Annotated in this window: 24 protein-coding genes; 16 read left to right on the top strand and 8 right to left on the bottom strand. The window is 59.1% G+C overall.

What is annotated here, in order from left to right:
• Entirely contained in the window at positions 1 to 1,071 is a 1,071-nt protein-coding gene (locus tag KO536_RS23470; protein WP_219263194.1) for a microcin C ABC transporter permease YejB, read from the top strand.
• The gene (locus KO536_RS23465; RefSeq protein WP_219263193.1) at positions 1,071 to 2,093 is read left to right on the top strand and encodes an ABC transporter permease; all 1,023 of its coding nucleotides are present in this window, start codon (positions 1,071 to 1,073) and stop codon (positions 2,091 to 2,093) included. Before KO536_RS23470 ends, KO536_RS23465 begins: the two co-directional genes overlap by 1 nt.
• A gap of 17 nt (positions 2,094 to 2,110) precedes the next feature.
• Here the strand turns inward: KO536_RS23465 and KO536_RS23460 are convergent, their stop codons facing one another.
• On the bottom strand, positions 2,111 to 3,010 hold the full coding sequence (locus tag KO536_RS23460; protein ID WP_219263192.1) for a LysR family transcriptional regulator: 900 nt from the start codon (positions 3,008 to 3,010) through the stop codon (positions 2,111 to 2,113).
• A 96-nt stretch (positions 3,011 to 3,106) separates the two neighbouring features.
• Between KO536_RS23460 and KO536_RS23455 the strand changes: the two genes are divergently transcribed.
• The 4 genes from KO536_RS23455 (at position 3,107) to KO536_RS23440 (ending at position 6,483) form a co-directional block, all read left to right on the top strand.
• Positions 3,107 to 3,973: a DMT family transporter gene (locus KO536_RS23455; protein ID WP_374105728.1), complete on the top strand. Its 867-nt coding sequence runs from the start codon at positions 3,107 to 3,109 to the stop codon at positions 3,971 to 3,973.
• 231 nt (positions 3,974 to 4,204) lie between these two features.
• Positions 4,205 to 5,011, top strand: a complete 807-nt coding sequence (locus KO536_RS23450) for an ABC transporter substrate-binding protein (protein WP_133077657.1) — start codon at positions 4,205 to 4,207, stop codon at positions 5,009 to 5,011.
• A 71-nt stretch (positions 5,012 to 5,082) separates the two neighbouring features.
• Complete coding sequence (locus KO536_RS23445; RefSeq protein ID WP_219263190.1) at positions 5,083 to 5,811, top strand: amino acid ABC transporter permease; 729 nt, start codon at positions 5,083 to 5,085, stop codon at positions 5,809 to 5,811.
• Between the two features lie 3 nt (positions 5,812 to 5,814).
• Positions 5,815 to 6,483 (top strand): amino acid ABC transporter permease, encoded by a 669-nt coding sequence (locus tag KO536_RS23440; protein WP_133077655.1) that lies wholly within the window; start codon positions 5,815 to 5,817, stop codon positions 6,481 to 6,483.
• Positions 6,484 to 6,736: 253 nt separating this feature from the next.
• Here KO536_RS23440 and KO536_RS23435 read toward each other — a convergent pair whose 3' ends face one another.
• The 4 genes from KO536_RS23435 to KO536_RS23420 form a co-directional block, all read right to left on the bottom strand.
• Positions 6,737 to 7,075, bottom strand: coding sequence for a DUF3325 domain-containing protein (locus KO536_RS23435; protein ID WP_219263188.1), 339 nt, complete (start codon positions 7,073 to 7,075; stop codon positions 6,737 to 6,739).
• Between the two features lies 1 nt (position 7,076).
• On the bottom strand, positions 7,077 to 8,615 hold the full coding sequence (locus KO536_RS23430) for a PepSY domain-containing protein (RefSeq protein WP_219263187.1): 1,539 nt from the start codon (positions 8,613 to 8,615) through the stop codon (positions 7,077 to 7,079).
• Positions 8,612 to 8,902 (bottom strand): iron transporter, encoded by a 291-nt coding sequence (locus KO536_RS23425; protein ID WP_219263181.1) that lies wholly within the window; start codon positions 8,900 to 8,902, stop codon positions 8,612 to 8,614. The genes KO536_RS23430 and KO536_RS23425 overlap by 4 nt, the downstream gene beginning before the upstream one ends.
• A 128-nt stretch (positions 8,903 to 9,030) precedes the next feature.
• Positions 9,031 to 11,289: a FepA family TonB-dependent siderophore receptor gene (locus KO536_RS23420; protein ID WP_219263179.1), complete on the bottom strand. Its 2,259-nt coding sequence runs from the start codon at positions 11,287 to 11,289 to the stop codon at positions 9,031 to 9,033.
• A 305-nt stretch (positions 11,290 to 11,594) separates the two neighbouring features.
• Here KO536_RS23420 and KO536_RS23415 point away from each other — a divergent pair, with 305 nt between their 5' ends.
• The 5 genes from KO536_RS23415 to KO536_RS23395 all read left to right on the top strand — a co-directional run bounded on the left by KO536_RS23415 (position 11,595) and on the right by KO536_RS23395 (position 16,060).
• Positions 11,595 to 11,936 (top strand): FKBP-type peptidyl-prolyl cis-trans isomerase, encoded by a 342-nt coding sequence (locus tag KO536_RS23415; RefSeq protein ID WP_133077650.1) that lies wholly within the window; start codon positions 11,595 to 11,597, stop codon positions 11,934 to 11,936.
• A gap of 65 nt (positions 11,937 to 12,001) precedes the next feature.
• A complete protein-coding gene (locus tag KO536_RS23410) occupies positions 12,002 to 13,078 on the top strand; it encodes a DUF1615 domain-containing protein (protein ID WP_219263211.1) in 1,077 nt (358 codons plus the stop codon).
• A gap of 57 nt (positions 13,079 to 13,135) precedes the next feature.
• Positions 13,136 to 14,830 carry a DUF262 domain-containing protein gene (locus KO536_RS23405; RefSeq protein WP_374105727.1) on the top strand — a complete coding sequence of 565 codons (1,695 nt, stop codon included), beginning with the start codon at positions 13,136 to 13,138 and terminating at the stop codon, positions 14,828 to 14,830.
• Between the two features lie 151 nt (positions 14,831 to 14,981).
• Positions 14,982 to 15,383 (top strand): MbcA/ParS/Xre antitoxin family protein, encoded by a 402-nt coding sequence (locus KO536_RS23400; protein WP_219263178.1) that lies wholly within the window; start codon positions 14,982 to 14,984, stop codon positions 15,381 to 15,383.
• Positions 15,383 to 16,060, top strand: coding sequence for an RES family NAD+ phosphorylase (locus tag KO536_RS23395; RefSeq protein WP_219263177.1), 678 nt, complete (start codon positions 15,383 to 15,385; stop codon positions 16,058 to 16,060). The genes KO536_RS23400 and KO536_RS23395 overlap by 1 nt, the downstream gene beginning before the upstream one ends.
• A 45-nt stretch (positions 16,061 to 16,105) precedes the next feature.
• Here the strand turns inward: KO536_RS23395 and KO536_RS23390 are convergent, their stop codons facing one another.
• The 3 genes from KO536_RS23390 to KO536_RS23380 all read right to left on the bottom strand — a co-directional run bounded on the left by KO536_RS23390 (position 16,106) and on the right by KO536_RS23380 (position 18,866).
• Positions 16,106 to 16,708, bottom strand: a complete 603-nt coding sequence (locus KO536_RS23390) for a hypothetical protein (protein ID WP_219263175.1) — start codon at positions 16,706 to 16,708, stop codon at positions 16,106 to 16,108.
• A gap of 108 nt (positions 16,709 to 16,816) precedes the next feature.
• Positions 16,817 to 17,041 carry a hypothetical protein gene (locus KO536_RS23385; protein WP_219263174.1) on the bottom strand — a complete coding sequence of 75 codons (225 nt, stop codon included), beginning with the start codon at positions 17,039 to 17,041 and terminating at the stop codon, positions 16,817 to 16,819.
• Positions 17,042 to 17,528: 487 nt separating this feature from the next.
• Positions 17,529 to 18,866, bottom strand: a complete 1,338-nt coding sequence (locus KO536_RS23380; RefSeq protein WP_219263172.1) for a PLP-dependent aminotransferase family protein — start codon at positions 18,864 to 18,866, stop codon at positions 17,529 to 17,531.
• Positions 18,867 to 18,951: 85 nt separating this feature from the next.
• Here KO536_RS23380 and KO536_RS23375 point away from each other — a divergent pair, with 85 nt between their 5' ends.
• From KO536_RS23375 to KO536_RS23355, 5 genes are all read left to right on the top strand, one after another.
• Positions 18,952 to 19,923, top strand: coding sequence for a threonine dehydratase (locus tag KO536_RS23375; protein WP_219263170.1), 972 nt, complete (start codon positions 18,952 to 18,954; stop codon positions 19,921 to 19,923).
• A 23-nt stretch (positions 19,924 to 19,946) separates the two neighbouring features.
• Positions 19,947 to 20,402 (top strand): GNAT family N-acetyltransferase, encoded by a 456-nt coding sequence (locus KO536_RS23370; protein ID WP_219263169.1) that lies wholly within the window; start codon positions 19,947 to 19,949, stop codon positions 20,400 to 20,402.
• Between the two features lie 26 nt (positions 20,403 to 20,428).
• Entirely contained in the window at positions 20,429 to 20,830 is a 402-nt protein-coding gene (locus KO536_RS23365; RefSeq protein ID WP_133077641.1) for a hypothetical protein, read from the top strand.
• Between the two features lie 125 nt (positions 20,831 to 20,955).
• Positions 20,956 to 21,300: a hypothetical protein gene (locus KO536_RS23360; RefSeq protein WP_219263168.1), complete on the top strand. Its 345-nt coding sequence runs from the start codon at positions 20,956 to 20,958 to the stop codon at positions 21,298 to 21,300.
• A gap of 61 nt (positions 21,301 to 21,361) precedes the next feature.
• Positions 21,362 to 21,916, top strand: coding sequence for a UPF0149 family protein (locus KO536_RS23355; protein ID WP_219263166.1), 555 nt, complete (start codon positions 21,362 to 21,364; stop codon positions 21,914 to 21,916).
• Positions 21,917 to 21,999 lie beyond the last annotated feature (83 nt).

Raw genomic sequence — 21,999 nt, 5'->3', positions numbered from 1 at the left:
ATGCTGCATTACATCAGTCGACGCTTGTTGCTGATCATCCCCACCCTGCTATGCATTCTGGTGGTCAACTTCCTGATCGTGCAGGCCGCCCCCGGTGGCCCGGTGGAGCAGGCCATTGCCCGCTTGCAGGGTGTGAGCAGTACGACCGTGGCCGGCGGAGCCCGCGACATGGCAGGCGGCACTGGCGTTGCCAGCCGCAGCAGCCGTGGCCTGGACCCGGCACTTGTCGAAGAAATCACCCGCCACTATGGCTTCGACAAACCCATGCACGAGCGCTTGTGGCTGATGCTCAAAAACTATGCGCAACTGGATTTTGGCAACAGTTTCTTTCGAGGCGCCAAGGTCACAGACCTGATCCTGCAAAAACTGCCGGTGACTATTTCACTGGGGCTGTGGGCGACGCTGATTACTTACCTGATCTCCATCCCGCTGGGCATACGCAAGGCCATCCACAATGGCAGCGCGTTCGATGTGTGGACCAGCACCGCGATCATCATCGGCTACGCCATGCCGGCGTTTCTGTTTGCCATTTTGCTGATTGTGGTCTTTGCCGGTGGCAGTTATGTGAGCTGGTTTCCGGTGCAAGGCCTGGTCTCGGAAAACTTCGACAGCCTGGGGTTTTTCGCCAAAATCGGCGATTACCTGTGGCACATGGTGCTGCCTGTCTCGGCGTTGGTGATTGGCGGCTTTGCCACCCTGACCATCCTCACCAAAAACAGCTTTCTCAACGAAATCAGCCGCCAGTATGTGGTCACGGCACGGGCCAAAGGCCTGACCGAGCGCCGGGTGCTGTACGGCCATGTCATGCGCAACGCCATGCTGCTGGTGGTGGCCGGGATTCCCCAGGCCCTGATCGAAGTGTTCTTCGCCGGTTCACTGTTGATTGAAACCATCTTCAACCTCGACGGCATCGGGCGCATGAGCTACGAAGCAGCCGTGTCACGGGATTACCCGGTGGTGTTCGGCACGCTGTTCCTGTTCACCCTGTTCGGCCTGTTGATCAAACTGATCGGCGATCTGTGCTACACCCTGCTCGACCCCCGCATCGACTTCTCGGCGAAGGAGGCTTGATGCTCAACCTTTCCCCCCTGGGCCGTCGGCGCCTGGCCCGTTTCAAGGCCAACCGCCGGGGCTGGTGGTCACTGTGGCTCTTTATCGCGCTGTTCGTCCTGTGCCTGTGCGGTGAACTGATCGCCAACGACAAGCCGCTGGCCATTCACTACAAAGATCAGTGGTACTTCCCGGTGGCGACCCGCTACGTCGAAACCGAGTTTGGCGGCGAACTGCCGTTCGAGCCCGATTACCGAAGTGACTACGTGCGCAAATTGATTGACGACCAGGGTGGCTGGATGCTGTTTGCGCCCATCCCGTTCAGCTACGACACGGTCAATTACGACCTCAAGGAACCCGCTCCCAGTCCACCCGGCAGGCAAAACTGGCTGGGCACCGACGATCAGGCCCGGGATGTACTGGCGCGGGTGATTTTCGGCGCCCGGATTTCGATTCTGTTTGCCTTGATCCTGACCGCCATCAGCGTGGTGGTGGGCATCGGTGCTGGCGCCCTGCAAGGGTATTATGGCGGGCTGGTGGACTTGCTGGGCCAGCGCCTGCAAGAGGTATGGTCCGGGCTGCCGGTGCTGTACCTGCTGATCATCTTGTCGGGCTTTGTGGCGCCAAGCTTCTGGTGGTTACTGGGGATCATGGCGCTGTTCAGCTGGCTGGCACTGGTGGACGTCGTGCGCGCCGAGTTCATGCGCGGTCGCAACCTGGAATACGTCAAGGCAGCGCGGGCACTGGGCCTGAGCGATATCGAGCTGATGCGACGGCACATCCTCCCCAACGCCATGACTTCAACCCTCACCTACCTGCCGTTTATTTTGACGGGCGCGATCGCCACCCTCACCGCCCTGGATTTTCTGGGATTTGGCATGCCGCCGGGTACCGCGTCGCTGGGCGAGCTGATCGGCCAGGCCAAGCGCAACCTGCAAGCCCCCTGGCTGGGCCTGACCGCGTTCTGTGCACTGGCGCTGATTCTTTCGCTGCTGGTGTTTATCGGCGAGGCCTGCCGTGATGCTTTTGATCCACGGGCGTAAACCTGAGCGCAGCCTCGTCAACTGCTACGCAATCGCTCTGGAAAAACGGGCAAAGGCTCGAAACGCTCAGCCAACAGTGCAGCAAACGCATCCCGGGCACCGTGGTTGCCGGTTTCGCTGTGCCAGAAAAACTGATTGGGAATCGGCTTCAGCTCGGCAAAGCGGTAGACGGTCAGGTGCCCACAAGCACCAAAATGCGGGAGCAGCCCTTCAGGGACCAGCGCCAAGCCTGCACCCGCACTGACGCAGCCAATGATGCTTCCCCAACTCGCGTAATCGACGCAGTTGACCTCAAGTCGGTGCGCCGCCAGCCAATTCTCCAGTGCCGCACGGTACGGGCAACCGGGTGGCCACATAAAGACGGTGTGTTGATGCACATCGCCAAGGCTGGCAAGCGGTGCGAGTGTCGGGCTGGCAATCATGATCAGCGGTTCGTCATACAACGAATTTTTATTGAGCCTGGGCTGATCGCTATCGCCTGCGATCAGCGCACCATCGAGTCGATGATGCTGTACGTCATCGATCAATTGACGCCATTGGCCGGTAACCAGCTCCAGCGTCACTTGCGGGTAGCGCTGATGAAACTCGGCCAGCAGTGGCGGCAATCGCCCGGTGGCACAGGACTCTATCGCTCCGATGCGCAGCTTGCCAGCGGGCACGGCCTGGGGCTGTACGGCACGCTTTGCCTGATCGACCAGCGCCAGAATTTGCTCGGTAAAGTTCACAAAGACCTTGCCCGCAGGGCTGATGCGCAAGCCCCGCCCCGAGCGGGTGAACAACACAGTGCCCAACTCGCTTTCCAGCTGCTTGATACGGGTGGTGATATTCGACGGTACGCAATGCAGCTGTTGAGCTGCCAGGGCAATACTGCCGCACTCTGCCACCGCCTTGACCATACGCAACTGGCTTAACTCCATTGTTCACTCCTGATGATTTCTGGGTTCTTTATAACTCACTTGTGACCCACGGCAAGGCCGGTAAACACTGCCCGCCACTCCACAGGATTGCAGGTCATCAACGTGCCGCTTCCATTTAGCCGTGTCGCCGCCATGACCGCTGTTGTGCTGTGTTGGGCGTACTCGCCGATTGGCATCAATATCGGTCTGCACGCTTACTCGCCAGGGCATCTGGCGCTGTTGCGCTTTTTGATCGCCTCGGTATTTATGGGGGTGGTTGCGCTGGTTTTGCGCATGGGTCTGCCCAGGCTCAGGGATGTGCCCTGGCTGATCATGTTGGGCTTTTTCGCCATTGTGCTGCATCACGTGGCGCTCAACTTCGGGCAACGATGGGTCAGCCCCGGCGCCTCCAGCGTGTTGGCGCAATCCGCACCGCTGTTCAGCACCCTGATTGCCCGCGTATTTTTGAAAGAGCCCGTCAGCGGCTGGCGCTGGTTCTGGGTGGGCATGGGTTTGCTGGGCGCGCTGGTGGTGGTGATCAGCGATAAAGGCATCACTGGATTCAAGCCCCAGGGCCTGCTGATTTTATTGGCGGCGTTTTCCTGGAGCGTCTATTTCGCCTTGCAAAAGCATTACTCCAACCACTACAGCCCACTGACCCTGGTGTGCTACACGATCTGGAGCGGGACCTTACTGCTGGGTGTGTACGCGCCGGGGCTCACGGATGCGGTCTTGAATGCTCCCGCACGGGTGAACGGGGCAGTGTTGCTGCTGGGGATTTTTCCCAGCGCCCTGGCTTATCTGTTCTGGGCCTTTGTGTTGGCCAGAGCCGAGGTCAGCCGCGTGGTCGGGGTGATGTATTTGATTCCCCCGGTCGCGATGGTGATGGCGGCAGTGGTGTTGAAGAGCACCGTCTCCATGGGGGTGATGGCAGGCGCAGCCATCGTGTTGACGAGTGTGATGGCGATGAGTCGAGTGCGGTAATAATTTGCTGAGCCCCCCCTTTTTTGTGGGAGCGGGCTTGCTCGCGATTGAGGCGGCGAGGTTTGTCAGGCAAACCCCGTGGATACCTTCGCGAGCAAGCCCGCTCCCACAGCGATCAACGCAATACCATATTCCTTAAAGGAATATTTAAATCGTTTTATATTCTTTTTTAAAAGCTAAATTTCCTGCAAGACTCTCGTCATAACTCTTCCAACTCATGATGAGAACGAAATGAAAAAACTCACTGCCCTCACCGCTTTGACCCTGGCTGTCTTGTCTGGCCTGGCCCACGCTGATCGTCTGGATGACATCAAAAAGTCCGGTGTGCTGCGTGTAGCGTCCTTTGACAGCAACCCGCCATTTGGTTTTGTCGATGCCAAGAGCAAGCAGATTGAAGGTCTGGACGTGGACTATGCCAAGGCCATTGCCGACAAGCTGGGCGTGAAGTTGCAGTTGCAGCCGACCAACCCGGCCAACCGTGTGCCGCTGCTGGTCGCAAACAAGGTGGATCTGGTGCTGGCCAACTTCACCATTACCCCTGAGCGCGCCGAACAGGTGAATTTCAGCATTCCGTATTTCGCTTCGGGCCAGCAATTTATCGTCAAGAAAGGCACCCTCAAATCCCCGGATGAACTGAACAAGTGGCGTGTGGGCGTGGACAAGGGCACCGTCAACGAAGGCGTGCTGCGCGAGAAATTCCCCGGTGCCAAAGTGGTTGCCTACGATGACACCCCGTTCGCGTTCACTGCCCTGCGCAACGGCAACGTACAAGCCATCACCCAGGACGGCCCGAAGCTGATCGGCCTGCTGGCCAATGTGCCGGACAAGGACAAATATGAAGTGCCGCCGTTCACCATTTCCAATGACCTGATCGGTGTCGGCATTCCAAAAGGCGAAGCGCGCCTGACCGAAGTGGTTAACCAGACCCTCACCGACCTGGAAGCCCAGGGCAAGGCTCAGGGCATTTATGACGCCTGGTTCGGCCCGACCACCAAGACCCCGCTGACCCGTCTGTACAAAATCGGCGACAAGAGCTAACTCGCAACACCTTTGAAAGCCCGTCCCGGTCAACCGGGCGGGTTTTGCTCGTTTCTGGATGGACGTTTTTTATGTTCGGTGAACTGCTGGCCCCGCTCTACCTGCACTGGCTGCTCGATGGTTTTGTTCTGACCCTGATCCTTTCCCTGCTGACCTGCCTGGTGGCTACCGGGCTGGGATTTTTGCTGTGCCTGGCGCGCATTTCGCCTTCGCGCCTGTGGTCGTGGCCTGCACGGGCCTACCTGGCCCTGTTTCGCAACACGCCGCTGCTGGTGCAGTTGTTTTTCTGGTACTTCGGGGTCACGGCGATGCTGCCCGAAGGGCTGGTGATGTGGCTCAACCAGCCGCGCAGCCTGTCTCTGGGTGTGCTTGAGATTGAATGGCCGTCCTTTGAATTCATTGCCGGGTTCTGGGGCCTGATGCTCTACACGGCAGCCTTCATTTGCGAAGAGTTTCGCGCAGGCATCAGTTCGGTGCGCATCGAGCAACGGGCTGCCGGCCTGGCACTGGGCTTCAAGCCTGCCCAGGTGTGGCGCTACATCGTGTTCCCCCAGGCGTTGCGCACGGCGTTGGGGCCATTGCTGGGGCAATACATGAATGCCCTGAAGAACTCGTCGCTGACCATGGCCATCGGCTTGGCCGAACTGTCGTATGCCTCGCGGCAAGTCGAGACCGAAACCTTCAAGACGTTCCAGGCCTTCGGTTTTGCCACGCTCCTGTATGTGCTCAGCATTGCCTTGATCGAAGTGATCGGCCAAGGGATTGCACGCAGCAAGTGGTATCGCCAGGGAGTGGTGTGAGTCATGGACTTTTCGGTTATTAGCGACAATTTTTCGTACTTCATGCTCGGCGCCTGGCCCAACGGACCTCTGGGCGGCGCGGCACTGACGCTGGTGCTGAGCCTGTTGTCGGGGATCATCTCGGCAGTGCTGGGGCTGGTGCTGGGTATTGCGCTGGTGATGATTCGCGGCAAGGTGCGCTGGCTGTTGCTCGGCGTGCTGGGCTTCTTGCGGGCGATCCCGGTGGTGATGCTGATTTTCTGGAGTTACTTCCTGCTGCCCATCGTGTTCAAGGTCGATGTCCCTGCACTGGCCACCGTGGTGTGCGCGCTGTCGTTGATTGGTGGCGCCTATCTGGCGCACTCGGTGTATGCCGGGATCAGCAGCTTGCCGCCTGGGCAATGGGCTGCGGGCAAGGCACTGGGTTTTGGCACCTGGCAAGTGCTGCGCCTGATCATCCTGCCGCAGGCGTTGCCGATGATGCTGCCCTCCTTTCTCAATCAATGGATTTCACTGATCAAGGACACTTCACTGGCGTATGTGATCGGGGTGGGCGAGTTGTCGTTTGTCGCCACTCAAGTGAGCAATCGGGTGATGGTGCACCCGACTGAAATCTTTCTGTTTGTGGCCCTGGTGTACTTTGTGTTTTGCAGCAGTCTGGATGTAATTGCCAATCGTCTGGTGAAACGCTAGAACCTGGCCTTCGCTCGCGACGTTGAAAGCGGGGCTGCTGCGCAGCCCATCGCAGCCTTCGTCAGCGACTACAGGTTTCGGCCCCCATCCCTCGTGTAGTCGCTGACGAGTAGAACGAGGCTGCGATCGAGATGGTGCGCCAAACCTGACGCAGCCTCGCACGACTCGTCAGCTGCTACGGATCGCGAGTACCACCTCCCTCGCCGTAAGGGCGAACTCCATAGAGGAGCTCGGTTGACCGGCAACAGAGTATCTAAAGGGTCAGGCTTTCGATCACCGCCCAAACCGGCACAAAACCCATCGGCAACCACACGGCCAGGCGAGGCCGGTACGGCAACAGCATCAGCAGGCCAAAACCACTCAGCGAGAGCATGCCCAACCAGCCCACCGGCCCCATCGCCCAGCCCCAGGCCTGCCCGCAAAACCAGAAGCTCAGCGCCAGACTCACCCAGCCCGCAACACGCAGCAAACGGCTCAGTCGGGCCGACGGGGCTTTGCCCCACACCTGTTTGTAATGACGGTCCAACCCCTGACACAGCGCCAGCATCCCGAGGTAGGCGAATCCCAGACCCGCAAAAAAATCAGCCAGCATCTCAATTCACCTCGGCCATGACGGCGGTCTTTTTACGCGGTACTCGCTCAACCGCCGGTTGCGATACTTTCCAGCACGCCCACAGCAACAAGGCACCCAGCGCCATCGCGGTCAGTTCCACGCCCATGCTGGTATGCAACGCCCAAGGCCGGCTGACCGTGAACACGCTCAGCAGTGGCAAGGCCATGCACATCATCCCTGCCAACCCAAGCTGCTCGCGCCAGGCCTGCATGCGCGGTCGGATCACTGCATGAATAAAGCTCAACGCCCACACACCGAAGAACACATTCAGCTCAGCATCGGCCCGTTCGTTCATCCCCGACGGCAACAGGCGATTGCCCCACAGCAGACTGATACAGGCCAGGCTCAGGCCCGCCATGACTGTAACGTTGATCGCCTCGACCAGACGGTAGAGCACCTGGGCAACACGGCTTTCGCTGGCATATTTACGCCGCCGTTTGACGGTGAACAGCACCAGGCCGCTGGCGATCATGGCACTGCTGATCAAGCCACAGACAAAGTACAGCCAGCGCATCGGATACCCCCCGAACTGGGCAAAGTGCAGCCCCGAAATCACCCGATGGGTCAGCACGGTGGGGCGCATTTCGGTCGGCCCGGAGATCTGCTCCCCCGTGACCCCGTCAAAACGCATGCCCTGCCCCTTGGTCAGGGCAATGCGATTACCCAGAATCGGTCGAATCTGGATCTGGGCATTGCTCTGCCCGGGATTGCTGATACTCACCCCGCCCAACGGCCCCATCACTTCGCGGGCCTTGCTCAGTAACGGCCCCAGGGCCACCAGCGGCGCTGGCTCTACAGTCGCCGGGCGCATGGCTTCAACGCCAGCGGGTGCCGTGTCCTGTGCCTTGAAAAAGGCCTCGCGGTCGCCATCGAACAAGGCATCCATCGCCGCAGGCATGTAAATCACCAGGAAAATCGCCAGCCCGGTGTAGGTGATCATCAAGTGAAACGGCAATAGCAGAACGGCACTGGCGTTGTGCGCGTCCAGCCATGAGCGCTGGCCCTTGGCTGGGCGAAAGGTGAAGAATTCCTTGAAGAACTTTTTGTGTATCACGATACCGCTCACCAGCGCCGCGAGCATGCCCATGGCCAGTGCGCCCACCAGGTAGATCCCGATCATGCGCGGCATATGCAGGGTGAAGTGAAACAGGAAGAAAAACCGTCCCCCCACCGACTCGCGCACCGGCATTACCTCGCCCGTATCGGGGTCGAGTGTCACCGACACCCCGTCACGGCGCACCCCGGTCGAGGCCTGCAGTTGCGGCGAACGCTCATAAGGCAGGCTGATGCCCCATTGCCTGGCGTCGGCCTTATTGGCTTGCAAGTAATCCAGCGCCCGTTGCGCGGCCTGCTCATCCGTCAAGTGGTGCGCAGGCAGTTCTGGGGTCATCCAGTTGTCGATCTCCTGATCGAATACCGCCAGGCTGCCGGTCAAGAAAATCACGAACAACAACCAGCCGACAATCAGGCCGCCCCAGGTATGCAGCCAGGCCATGGATTGGGTCAGGGTCTGTTTCATCCCAGTTGCTCCAGCAGTTGTGGCCAAAAGCCGATGGCCGCCAAAGGCACGGCGAGTACCGCGCCCATCCAGGCCGCCCACTGATGACGGGCGGCAAACGCCCACAGGATGGCGAAGGTGTAGATCACAAACGACAGCAAACTGGCGACGATCAGCGAGTCCACATTGTCCAGCGGCAGCAGCCGCGCCAATGCAGCGGTAAAGGCGTAGGTAAAGACATAGCCGCCGACCAGTGCAGCCAGGGTGCGGGACACAATCGGCGCCCAGGCCGACGTTGCAAGTTTCATGTTTTCAATTCCTCATCGAGCTCTGCATTTTGCCTGCACCAGATTCGACAACGGCGCGGCACCCGTTTTCACGGATGTCGCGCCTTTAAGTGCCTGCACGGGTAACAGCGGTCAGGCCCGGGTTTTTATCAGAACGAGCTGGTCACCGACGCAAAGTAGGCACGGCCTGCTTCGTTGTAGGTTTGCGCGCCCGCTTCGTCAGCGTTGCCTTTGCGGTAGAGCTGCTTGTCGAACAGGTTGTTGATGCCCACCCGCACGCTGAAGTGCTTATTGAACTCATACCCACTGCTCAGGCCCACCAGGCCATAAGGGTCAACCGGCTGTTGTACCGATTTGTCCAGCGCTTCGTTGGCGCGGTTGTTGCGCTTGGGTGCTTCCTGCTTGCCGTAGTAAGTACCGCTGACCTGGAACGACAGCTTTTCAGTGGCATACCAGTCCAGCATGGTGTTGAGGGTGTACTTGGGAATGATGCTCAGCGGATCGCCGGTTTCCTTGTCCTTGCTTTCGATCATGTAGGTCAGGTTGGTGTTCCAGTCCAGATCGTCGCGCAGGCTGACAAACAGGTTGCCCTCAACCCCTTGCACAATGGCCTTGCCGCTGTTTTCCCATTGCAGAACGCGACGCCCGTTCGGCAGGCGGAATGCCGATTCGTTGCTGGCATTGATCTTGTTCTGGTAGTCGTTGCGGAAATACGTGGCGCTGGTGCGCCATGTGCCCTTGTCGAACGCCAGGCCGATTTCTTTGTTGACGCTGATTTCAGGCTTCAGGTCCGGGTTACCCACCAGGTAGCAGCCACCGATGTTCACCTCGACCGAGCTGCAACCTGCACCGCGGCTATACAGCAGGTAGTTGGGGTTGGACTGGTAGAGGTTCGGGGTTTTGTAGGCCCGGGCAATACCGCCCTTGATGCTCAGCTCATCGGTGATCTGGTGGGACGCGTTGAGGCTCGGGCTCCAGTTGCCGCCAAACTCGCTGTGGTGATCAAAGCGCACGCCGGGGGTGACGATGGTCTTGGCGCCGGCTTCGATGTTGTCTTCAACATAGAACGCATAGCTGTTGGCCGTTGACTTGGTTTGCGTACGGTCCGTACCCGGAATTCCCGGGGTGCCGCCTGCACCCGGATCCCAGCTCTGCGGACGCAACGAGCCCGGGTCATTGAGCGATTCGTAGAGGTACTCACCGCCCAGGGTCAGCACCTGGGCGGTGCCCATGGTCAACGGCAGGTTGACCTCGCCAGTGGCACGGGTGTTGCGCAACCGCGATTCGAACCTGCCCGCGCTCTCGGACGGCGCGCCTTCGCCATAACCGGCCAGGCCTTCGTTGAGGCGGGCGTTACGGGTCAGGTCATGGGTCAGGGAGGCCATGGTGGTGCCCCAGTCGAACGAGCCATTGTGGGTCGCCGAGAAGCTGCTGCGTTGCAGCACGCTGGTTTCTTTGCCGGTCAGGCTGTTAACGAAATCACCGCCGCTGTTGAGCATGGTGTCACCGGCAAAGATATTGCCCTGACGGCTGTAGCTGGCTTCCAGGTCCAGGCTCTGCTCCGGGGTGAACTGCCAGCTGAGCAAGCCGTTGACGTCCTTGTTGCGCACGCCTTCACGACCTGCCACGACGCTGTCGGGGGATGCCTGGGCGGCGGTGTTGATGCCCGGATCATCGGCATCGGTCTTGTTCAGGCCACCATACACACGAAACACCAGATCGTCCGTGATCGGTCCGCTGAGATTGAAGTTAGTGCGTTTGCTGACGCCTTCAGAATCGTCTTCAGGGGACAGGTAGTAAGCCGTCATCGAACCGCTGAGCTTGTCCGAAGGACGCTTGGTGATGATATTGACCACCCCGCCCATTGCGCCGGAACCGTAGCGGGCCGCAGCCGGGCCACGCAGGATTTCGATGCGTTCGACTTCTTCGGCCGGGACCCAGTTGGTTTCGCCGCGGGTGTCACGGTCGCCGCTCCAGCCATAGCGCTGTGCGTTGCGTGAAGAAGACGGCTTGCCGTCAATCAGGATCAGGGTGTTTTCCGGGCCCATGCCGCGCAGGTCGATCTGGCGGTTGTTGCCGCGGGCGCCGCTGGAACTGTTGCCGGTGAGGTTGACCCCGGGCTCACGACGAATGATGTCGGACAGGTCGTTGGCAGGCGGACGCTTTTTGATGTCTTCGGCGGTGATGATCGAGACACCCGGAGCCTGCTTCAACTCCTGTGCAGCAGTGCCCAGTACGCGGGTTTCTTCGAGCTGCAACGCCTGGCGAGTGCCATCCACCGGCAAATCGGTGGCCTCTACCGGAACTTCGTCACGCTCGCGCTCAAGTGCATCGGCGAGCAAGGTAGGCGAAGCCAGAGCGGCCATGAGAGCCAGTGAAAGATGACTGCGTTTGAATCGAGACGACATGTCCAGTTGATCCCTTAACAATGGAGTGTGCTCAGCAGGCCAAGGGCTGGAAATTGCTGACGCACGACCTTGAAAGGACCTACGTGTTTAGCGTTCCCCGGCACTGCCAGGACTGCAATGATAAACATTCTCAGTTGAGAGTAAAGCGCATTTGACAATCATCCTCATTAGAAAGTTCCCAAATCCCTTTGCTTTAGAGCCTTCTCCTACGTAAAAAAAATCAAAATGCATTGCCAAACCGTCTTCGAATTGAGAGAAACCCTACCCAGAACAATCGTTAATCCTACTTTTTGAGTTCCATCGCCATGACTGACGAACTGCACATCACTGACCTGTTACCGGGCGACGGCAAAACCGTGGTCAAGGGCGCCCTGATTACCACGCACTACACCGGCTGGCTCGAAGACGGCACGGTATTCGACTCTTCCCATCAACGCGGCAAACCGTTCCAGTGCGTGATCGGCACCGGACGGGTGATCAAGGGCTGGGACATCGGCCTGATGGGCATGAAGGTCGGCGGCAAACGCGCACTGCAGGTCCCCGCTCACCTGGCCTATGGTGAAAGAAGCATGGGCGCGCACATCACACCGAACTCCAACCTGCGTTTCGAGATCGAACTGCTGGAAGTGCTGACGCGCGACGATTGATTGGCAGGGCATATTTAAAGGAGTTGTATCGGGTGAATCGATTCTTCAGGTGTTTTTTATCGGTGATGCCCCTGGTGGTAGTGGCGGGTTGCGGTACCCAGGCGTCGCGGACAACCCCGGACATCACCCCCGACCAGGCACGGGCCCGCATTGTGCAATTGCTCCCGGTGAAAACCGCGGACCGCCAAGGCTGGGCGGCGGATATCCAGGTCGCGTTTACCGCTCAGGGGCTGGCCCCCACCGATGAGAACCTGTGCTCCGTGCTGGCGGTGACCGAGCAGGAGTCGACCTTTCAAGCCGACCCGCCGGTGCCCGGGCTGGCCACCATCGCCCGCTCGGAAATCAACCGCCGCGCCGGCAAACTGCATATCCCCGAGTTTGTGGTGCGCAGCGCACTGAGCATCACTTCGCCTAACGGTAAAACCTACAATCAACGCCTGGACACCGCCCGCACCGAAGGCCAGTTGAGCGCCATTTTTGATGATTTCATCGGCATGGTGCCGTTGGGCAAAAGTCTGTTTGGCGGTTTGAACCCGGTTCACACGGGCGGGCCGATGCAAGTCAGCATCGCCTTTGCCGAACAGCGGGCACGGGACTACCCCTACCCCGTGACACACTCGATCCGCCAGGAAGTCTTCACGCGCCGGGGCGGCATGTACTTCGGTATCGCCCATCTGCTGGGCTACCCGGTCGACTACACGCAATCGCTGTATCGTTTTGCCGACTTCAATGCGGGTTGGTACGCCAGTCGTAATGCCGCGTTTCAGAATGCCGTCAGCCGCGTTTCAGGCATCCCGCTGGCACTGGATGGCGACTTGACCATCCCCGGCTCCTACGCACTCGGTTCCACCGAATTGGCGGTGCGCGCCCTTGGCAAACAGGTGGGCCTGAGCAACAACGCGATCCGCCGCCAACTCGAAAAAGGCGACAGCCTGGCATTTAACGACACGGACCTTTACCAGCGCGTCTTCGCCCTTGCCGACCGCCAGCAAGGCAAACCCCTGCCCCGCGCCGTGCTGCCGGGCATCACCCTGCAAAGTCCGAAGATCACCCGCAACCTGACCACCGCCTGGTTTGCCAAGCGGGTGGATGAACGGCGGGCACGGTGTATCAACAAGGCGCAGTCACTGCCCAAGGGATGAGCATGGCATAATATGGCTTATGGCCATCAGTCTTGTATCGATCGACAAGGATTTCTCGTGAACCCCTCAACCACCGTTCAAAACATGCTGGCGAACAAGCGTATCGTCGTACCGGCCTATCAGCGCGCCTATTCATGGGAGACGCCGAACCCCACCAGCACGCGCACCACACAGACCGACGTATTCCTGTCGGACCTTGAGGACTACCGCACCAGCAGTGCCCGGAGCCCTTACTACTTCGGGCATTTTCTGTTTGAGGAAAAAGATGGCAAGTATCAGGTGATTGACGGCCAGCAGCGGCTGACAACCCTGACCCTGTTCTTGTCGGCCCTGTTCAAATGCCTCAAGGCCCTGCGCCCGTTGAGCGAGACGGAACAGGCATGCTATGCCGACGTGATTCGCACGCCCCATGTGATTCGCTTCAACACCGTGGACTATGACAACCGGGTGTTTATCGATTACGTGATTGACCAGGTCAAAGTTGACCACGGCGGACTGAGCACCAGCTCATCCCTGCGTATTGTCAACGCGTTCGATTACTTCAACGATCAGTTGAAGCACAAGCCCGAAGCCTACCTGTGCCGCATGCTCGACATCGTGTGCCAGGCCGCGTGCACCACGCACCGGGTTCAGGACGAAGCCGAAGCGATTCAAATGTTCATCTTCCAGAACAACCGTGGCAAGCGCCCTTCAAACCTGGAAGTGGTCAAGGCCCAGTTCATGTATGCCGTACACCTGCGCGGTCAGGATGATGACCACAAAGAAATGCTGATCAGCGAAATCAAGGACCGCTTTGAGCAGATCTATAAATCCATTGCCTCGATTGATTACCGAATCAAGGAAGACGATGTATTACTCTACACCCTGAGGGTTCAGTTCAACTCTCTATGGGAAAGCGACAGCCTGGACAAAATCGACAAACTGCTCGGCCAGGATGATTCACTGGTATTTATCCGCGAGTTTACCCAGGCCTTGGCCGCAAGTTTTCTGCACCTGTGCAACTTTTTTGTCGCCCACGAGAAAAAACACTTTGCGATTCACTCACTGGTAATGCTGGGCGGGATCGGGATTGTTCTGCCCTTTATCATCAAGGCCTACAATTTCAAGCTACCCATGCCTGAGATCGAATCGCTGTGCGAAGCATTCGAAGGGTTAATCGTTCGCCACCGCCTGATTGGTACCCGTGCAGACATCACCTCTCGCATCAGCCACGTGTATGAACGATTCACCGCGCAGAATCCGCAGATCGAGCCCATTTTAACGCGCATCAATCAGCTGAAAATTGCCGAGGATCCCTGGACGGCCTACTGGAACAACGAGAATCTCAGGGTTGCACTCAACCGCGAAATCCATCACTCCACCGCCAAGCATCTGCTGTGGAAATATGAAAACCACCTCAACTCCGGTGGTCAGCAGGGCTACAACCCAAGACGTTACGATGCCATCGAAAAGCCCGAACTGGAGCATATAGCCCCAACCACCGAGCCCAAGACCAAGCCCCACGGGTATGGCAAATATGATGACACCTTCGTGTCTGAGTACCTGAACTGCCTGGGCAATTACCTGCTGCTGTCCAAACCCCATAACTGCTCAGTGGGCAATATTGCCTTTTCGAAAAAACTGCTCAGCTACACCTACTTGACCCAGCAACGGGAAATCGCCGAACTGTGCGGTGACAAACCGCTATGGGGCAAGCGAGCCATTGACCGCAGGCATGAACGGATCGTTGATGTGCTGATGGAACAGCTGTAAGGCGCCATGTGCATCTTCGCCGGGGCCAGACCAACGGCCCCGGCACGTGCGAGCCCGTGCCGTTACATTTTCATAAATCATATATGAACTGATTTATTGAAAAGAGCCACATCCGGAGTAAGCTGGAAGTATCAACTCTCTGGAGGCCGCCATGCACCTCGCAGCCAAACATCCCGAACCCGAGATCACCAGCGGCGATGCGGGCCGGGTTGCCCTGACCTTTTTCTTCAGCCTCATGGAGCATTGGGGCTGTACCAAGGACCAGCAGTGCACCCTGCTCGGTTCCATCGGCAATACCACCTACTTCAAGTACAAAAAACTGCCGAACGTGCGCCTGCCCCACGACACCCTGGAGCGCATTTCGTACTTGATGGGCGTGCACAAGGCATTGCGCATCCTGTTCAGCAACCAGCCTGAACGTGCCTATGAATGGGTGCACAAACCCAACACCGCTGCGCCCTTTAACGGCCAGAGCGCCTTGAGTTACATGCTCGCTGGCCAGGTGGTCGACCTGGCAGATGTGCGCCGCTATCTGGATGGAGTGCGCGGCTGATGCCTGATGCAATGCTGCCTGAATGGAACAAGGCTTATCGCATCATCAACAGCGCGTTCCCGCCCGTTTCAGTGTTTGAAGACACCCTGGACCCGGCCGATCTGGAGATCGCCTTTGTCCTCGAAAGCCTGACCAATGACCGGCTGCGCGATCAGGCAGGCGTGCTCAACAGGGTCCGGCCCGAAGACCGCCTGTGCGGCGAAGGCTCAACCGCCGTGATGGCTGCTTTTACCCATATCGGGCGGGCCAGTCGTTTTACCGATGGCAGCTACGGCGTGTACTACTGCGCCAACAGCGTAGAGGCGGCAATCGCCGAAACCTGTTTTCATCAGGAGCAATTCTGGCGGGCGACACAGGAGCCCAGCATCGAAATCACCATGCGTACCTATATCAACCGCGTCGTGCAGCCGATGATCGATGTGCGTGGCGACCAGGGGCTGCATCAACCGTCGCCGTCAGGTTATGGCCTGTCTCAAGCATTCGCCCGGCCATTGCGCGAAGACGGCGCCTGGGGCCTGCTTTACAAGAGCGTGCGCCTCGACGGACACGAATGCGTTGCCGCGTTCCGCCCACCAGCGCTCTCGCTACCGGTGCAAGGCCAGCATTTTCGGTATGTGTGGGATGAGAGGACGCAGGCGATTGCCTGGGTGTTGCAGGTCACTGAAGTGGTGAGATAGGAGCAGGGCAACGTCACTGTCGCCACCCTGCCCCCGGCTCAAATATTACAAGCCATCAGTAGGCTTGAGCGTGCGCTCGGCCACAGCGTCAGCGCTTTTTTCCTGCCAGACCGGCCAGTATTCAGCGCGTTTCTTCTCTACGCTGGCTTTGACCCGCTCGTACCAGGCCAAAGATTTTGGCGAGTTGGTCACCATGTCCGTGTCTTCAACCCAGCCTTTGAAGTTCTTGGACTTCAGGCTGTGGGAGGCTTCAGGATCATTGCTGATCGGCCACAGTGAAAAGCGTGCTTTCCACAAACCCATGCGCGGCGTTACCAGCGCGTAGTAGGTTTTGCCTGCCACAAGGTCGGCTTCCATGAAGTCGGCCGCTTCGGACACCACCATGTAGGTGTGCTTGCCAGGGGTGGCGGGATGGGCGATTTTCGTGCCGTTGGCCATGACACCAATGAATTGGGTCTTGCCATCGGTCACGTCATACAGCGAGGACACAATGGCTTTGCCGGTATAGGCATCGCGCATGAACACCACTTGTGCCATGCCTGGCGCAGGTGGCTGCACCGCCTGGTCAGCTACCGGGGCCATTGGATTGCTTGCGCAACCGGCCAACAGCAAGGTGCCCAGCAGGGTAAAGATATAAAACACGCGCATCTACAGCTCCTTTGAATTGCAACTTCCTGGCCCGGCACCTGCCGAGCCCGCGGCATTATCGACAGATCTTGCCCTGGCCTCAAACCAGATCATTGATCGCGACACCACTCAGAGGGTGTATTGCCTGAACAGTTCCTCCTTGATGATCAACAAGGCATCTTCGTAGTAGCGCTCGCCCCGAGCTTCGCTGAGCAACACCGAACGCACGCTGCCCTCGCCCTCACTGGGCATGTGCTCGCAAGTGAGGTAGAACTCGGCAGTGTCGGGTTTGAATTCCAGGTAATAGAACAACTCGCGACCTTCTCGGTGCCAGTAGCCAATTTCTCTGCGCATGGGGGTTCCTTGGACAATGCGGGCGTTAAAGGATACACAAGACTTTTGGCCGCAGCGGTCACAAGACAAGCTTCTTCGGTTTAGCCGGCAGACCTGAATGGGCCAAATCAAAAACTTCAGTTCAAGCTTGCGTCCACGCTGGAAGAGCAGAGACGGCACAATCTCCGCGTTGTAGTCGCTGACGAGTAGAACGAGGCTGCGATCGAGATGGTGCGCCACTGCGACGTAGCGGGCGCAAAACCGGTACACGCGCTGACGCAGCCTCGCACGGCTCGTCAGCGACTACAGGTTCGCCACCAACTCCGCGTTGTAGTCGCTGACGAGTGGAACGAGGCTGCGATCGAGATGGTGCGTCACTGCGACGTAGCGGGCGCAAAACCGGAACACGCGGTTTGCCTGATTAACCGTGCAAGCTGATTTTACGACTGCTACGCAGCCGGACGCAGCCTCGTTCCACTCGTCAGCTGCTACGGATCGCGAGTACCACTTAGCAACTACCCGCAATCCGCTCCAGCGCCACTTTCAGAACCTGGACAGTGTCAGCCGCTGTCAGGCTGATGCGCACCGCATTGGTCGCGGTGGGTTTGACCGCAAATACATCCGCGGGCACCACATCGACCCCCGCTGCGCGGCACGCCTCGGCAAGCGGGCTCTGACCCTCGGCCACTGTCAGCCAGATATGGGGCGAAGGGGTCTGTGTCTGGTACATCCCGGGGCCCAGGATCTTTTTTGCCAGCCGCCAGCGTCGGGCAACTTCCCGGGTTTGCCACTGCACACGGGTTTGCGCAGTGCCGTCGCCAATCCATCGGCAAGCAATCGCCATGCACAGGGGCGATACTCCCCAGTGCGCCGACAGGGCATAGGGATCAATACGTGCCAGCAACTGCGGACTCGCCACGATCCACCCCACGCGCACGCCCGCCGCAACAGTCTTGGACAAACTGCTGACCAGCACCGTGAGTTCGGGCAAGAATCGGTACAACGGCGGGCTGTCAGTGAGTGCCCCGTACACGTCATCTTCAATCACCATGACGCCGTGGCGCCGGGCGACGTGGGCAATGGCCCGCTTACGCTCAATGCTCATCACGGCCGACGTGGGGTTTTGCAGGGTGGGCGTCAGTACGGCAATCCGCGCCCCCGTAGCGCGGATCATCCGGTCGAAGTCCTCCGCCACGATCCCTTCCTGGTCAAGCGCTACGCCATGCATGGGCAGGCGCAGTTGCGCGCAGGCGGCCTTGATCCCCGGAGCGGTAAACGCCTCGACCAGCACCGGCTCGCCGGCCTGGCACAGCGACAAGAGCACGGTGAACAGCCCTTGCTGGGCGCCGGTACACGGCATGATGTTTTCCACGGTCAACTCCAGCCCGCGCCCCTTGAACCAGGCCGCGCCTTGAGCCCGCGTCAGCAGTAAGTCCGCCGCACTCAAGTAGCCTTGCAAGCGGATGGCCTGACGACTGTCGAGCACCCATGACAACGCCTGCCCATCATGCTCACCCACGTGATCAATGGCGGGCACGTTGGTTCGCAGGTCGATGCGCTGCGCGTGCTCATCGGCGTGCTGCAGCCTGAACAGGGTCGCTTCCTGACTGCTCGCCAGCACGTAGGTGCCACGGCCCACCTCGCCCGAGACCAGATGCCGACGCGCCGCCTCGCGATAGGCCTGCATGGTCGTGCTGGGATTCCAGCCCAGTGCCCAGGCAAGTCGCCGCTGTGGCGGCAGGCGTGCGCCGGGTTGCAGTTCGCCACAGGCGATGGCCTGGGTGATGGCATCGACCAGCGCCAGGTAGCGCGGCTGGTCCGTGTCGCTGAGCGTCGGTATCCACATTTATTGTTGGCCATGCAATATAAGGATCGGCCCATACAATGCGTTGTGCCTAGAATCGAGTCAAACCCCTCGATGACGGTGTGCCATGTTTGACTTGAACGACCTTCGCCTTGCAGCACAAACCGTATACCAGAACCTGGCGCCAACACCGCAACTGGCCTGGCCCTTGTTGACTCAGCGCCTGGGTTGCACGGTGTGGGTCAAGCATGAAAACCACATGCCCACCGGCGCGTTCAAAGTGCGCGGGGGGTTGTTGTATGTGCAGGGCTTGCTGGCACGGGAACCGAACACCAGAGGCCTGGTCACGGCCACCCGCGGTAATCATGGGCAAAGCCTTACCCTGGCGGCCCGGAGCATGGGGCTGCCAATCCGTATCGTGGTGCCTGAAGGTAATTCCCTGGAAAAAAACGCGGCCATGCGGGCGCTGGGCGCAACCGTTATTGAATGCGGCAAGGACTTCGATGAAGCGAGGGCCGAAGCCGCCACACTGGCCGCAACCCATCAATGGCATCTGGTCCCCGCCTTCCATCACGACCTGATTCGCGGGGTCGCCACTTATGCGCTTGAGCTGCTTGAAGCCATCGAGGAACTGGACACGGTGTATGTACCCATCGGCATGGGTTCGGGGATTTGCGGGCTGATCCAGACCCGTGATCTGCTGGGCCTGGACACAGAAATCGTGGGGGTCGTGTCATCCCATGCCGATGCCTATGCGCAAAGCGTTGAGCAAGGCCGCGTGGTGTGCACAGACTCGGCTCACACCTTCGCCGACGGCCTGGCCTGTCGTCAGCCGCAGCCCGAGGCTTTGGCCATTATCGCCAAAGGTGCGGCACGGGTCATTCGGGTGTCCGACCAGCAGATCTCACACGCTATTCGGGTCTACCATGAAACCACCCACAACACCGCCGAAGGTGCGGGGGCTGCCGCGCTGGCCGGGTTGATCAGCGAGCAATCCAGCCAGCAAGGTCGTCGGGTTGCGCTTATTCTGAGCGGGGCCAATATTGATCGTCAGCTGTATGCGGGGATTCTGGCCGAAGGCCCTGATCCCTCAGCCTGACCCTGGAAAAGCAAGGAGCGTGTATGCAGTGTCAGATTCGTCGTGCCATGCCGGTCGATGCACACGCCATCAGCAAGGTGGTGATTGGCGCCCTGCAAGAATCCAACGCCCGAGACTATCCGCCCGAAGTGATCGCCCAGGTAGAGCAGAATTTCTGCCCGGACTCGATCCTGGCGTTAATGAAACAACGCCAGATGTATGTGGCCGTGGTTGAGCAGCACGTGGTCGGCACTGCCAGCCTGGACCGGGCGGTGGTGCGCAGCGTTTTCGTGAGCCCGCGCCATCAGGGGCGCGGTATCGGCCAGCAATTGATGGCACGGCTCATGGACGCCGCCCTTGTCGCCCAGGTCGACGAGCTGAGGGTGCCCTCCTCGCTGACCGCCGAATCGTTCTACGCTCAGTTGGGTTTTCACAAAGTGCGCGACGAATTTAACGGCCCTGAACACACGGTGATCATGGCGCTGCGTCTGGACGCTTGAATCGTAGCGCAGCTATGCTGAACCCCATGACTCCTACAGCAGCGACCCGCTCACCCTGCCCACCCGGCGCCTGCATCTGCGAGCGGGAACAGCTGTTGGCAACCCCCGACAGCGACCTGCGCATCTTCAACCTGACCCGCCAGGCCGAGAAAGTTCTGCTGGAGCGGCTGGAGAATATCCAGAGCCTCAGTGACCTGGAGCACATGCAGCGCCGCCTGCGCGAGCAACTGGGGATTGAAGTGCAGATCGACCCGGGGTTTACCGAGGTTCGCACCATGCGCGGCATTGCTATCCGCCTTGCAGAACAACCGGGCTTGTGCCGAAAAACCCGGCAGGCAATCCCGGCTGCCATCCGCCGTGCCCTGGAAAAACGACCGGAAATTGCCTACAAACTACTGGATGGTCACGACTTGCTGCGTGACACCTGAATCGGTTCAGATAAGGACTTTTAGCTATTAAAAGGCCATAATATTCAGCCTATGAACAAATTTGCTTGCCATAACCCGAATCGCTGTCCTATAAGCGCGTCTTTTATATTACAAGAGTCTTATCAATGAGTGCCGGATTCACCGAGGACGACATGCGCAGAGCGCTCGGCCTTGATCTACCTGCTGCCCCTGTTCAACCTGAAGTTGAACCTGTCCCTGCAAAACCCATCCCCACTGCGAAGAAAGCCCCGGCACCTGCAAAGGCTCAGTCACCTGCGCCGAAAAAGCGCAGTGGCCCGATTCTTCGCGTCACCATGCGCGTGACCAAGGTGTTTGACGGTGATGAAACAAAGTTTGTGCACGACTCCAAGGATTTGAGCCGGTTCAACGCAGAGCAAGAGGCCAAAAAAGCCCTGGCCAAAGCTGGCTTCAAATACTTCGAGCTTGAGTCTATCGTTTCAGTGGACTGACTTCGCACTGGCGGTCAGTCATTGACCGCCCGCTTTAGCGCCCCATCCAAGGAGCCCGTACATGCAATCGCAACCCCTGAACGCCAGCGACTTTGAAGTGATCGAAAACACGCTGCTCAAATACGGCGACGATCACTCAGTGCTCAACCCTTCAGAACTGGACGGCTACTTCACGGCTCTGGTTTCAAGTCCGACTCGGGTGGATATCGCCGAATGGTTCCCGGCAATCTGGGGCGGCCAGAACCCGGCCTGGCAAACCCCTGAAGAAGCCAAGCAGTTCATCGAGCTGAGCGTTCGCCACATCAACACCCTGGCACGGCAACTGGCTGAAGACAGTGCTGCATTTGCACCGCGTTTCGAGCAGACCGAGCACCTGGGGCAAGACGTGACGCTGGCTGAAGAATGGTGCTTCGGTTACACCCGTGCCGTTGCCATCTGCAACTGGCCAGCATTGCCCCTGCCACAGGCCAGCCTGCTGCAAGCCATTGCCGAGTGCGCCGAGCAGGACAACTTTGAACTGCCTGAAGACCTGGACGTGGCGGCTCATCAGCACAGTGTTGCCGCCATTGCACCGGCGGCGCGTGCACTGCATGACTTCTGGTTGAGCCAGCGCTGAATTCTACCTACTGCCCATGTAGTCGCTGACGAGGAACGAAGGCTGCGAGCTTTTGATCTTTAAAAGCTCGCAGCCTTCGTTCC

The sequence above is a fragment of the Pseudomonas sp. NKUCC02_KPG genome (genome assembly GCF_019345465.1).
GTDB lineage: Bacteria > Pseudomonadota > Gammaproteobacteria > Pseudomonadales > Pseudomonadaceae > Aquipseudomonas.
Note: the sequence above shows the minus strand (reverse complement) of the source record. Positions and strands in the feature narration are given on the sequence as shown.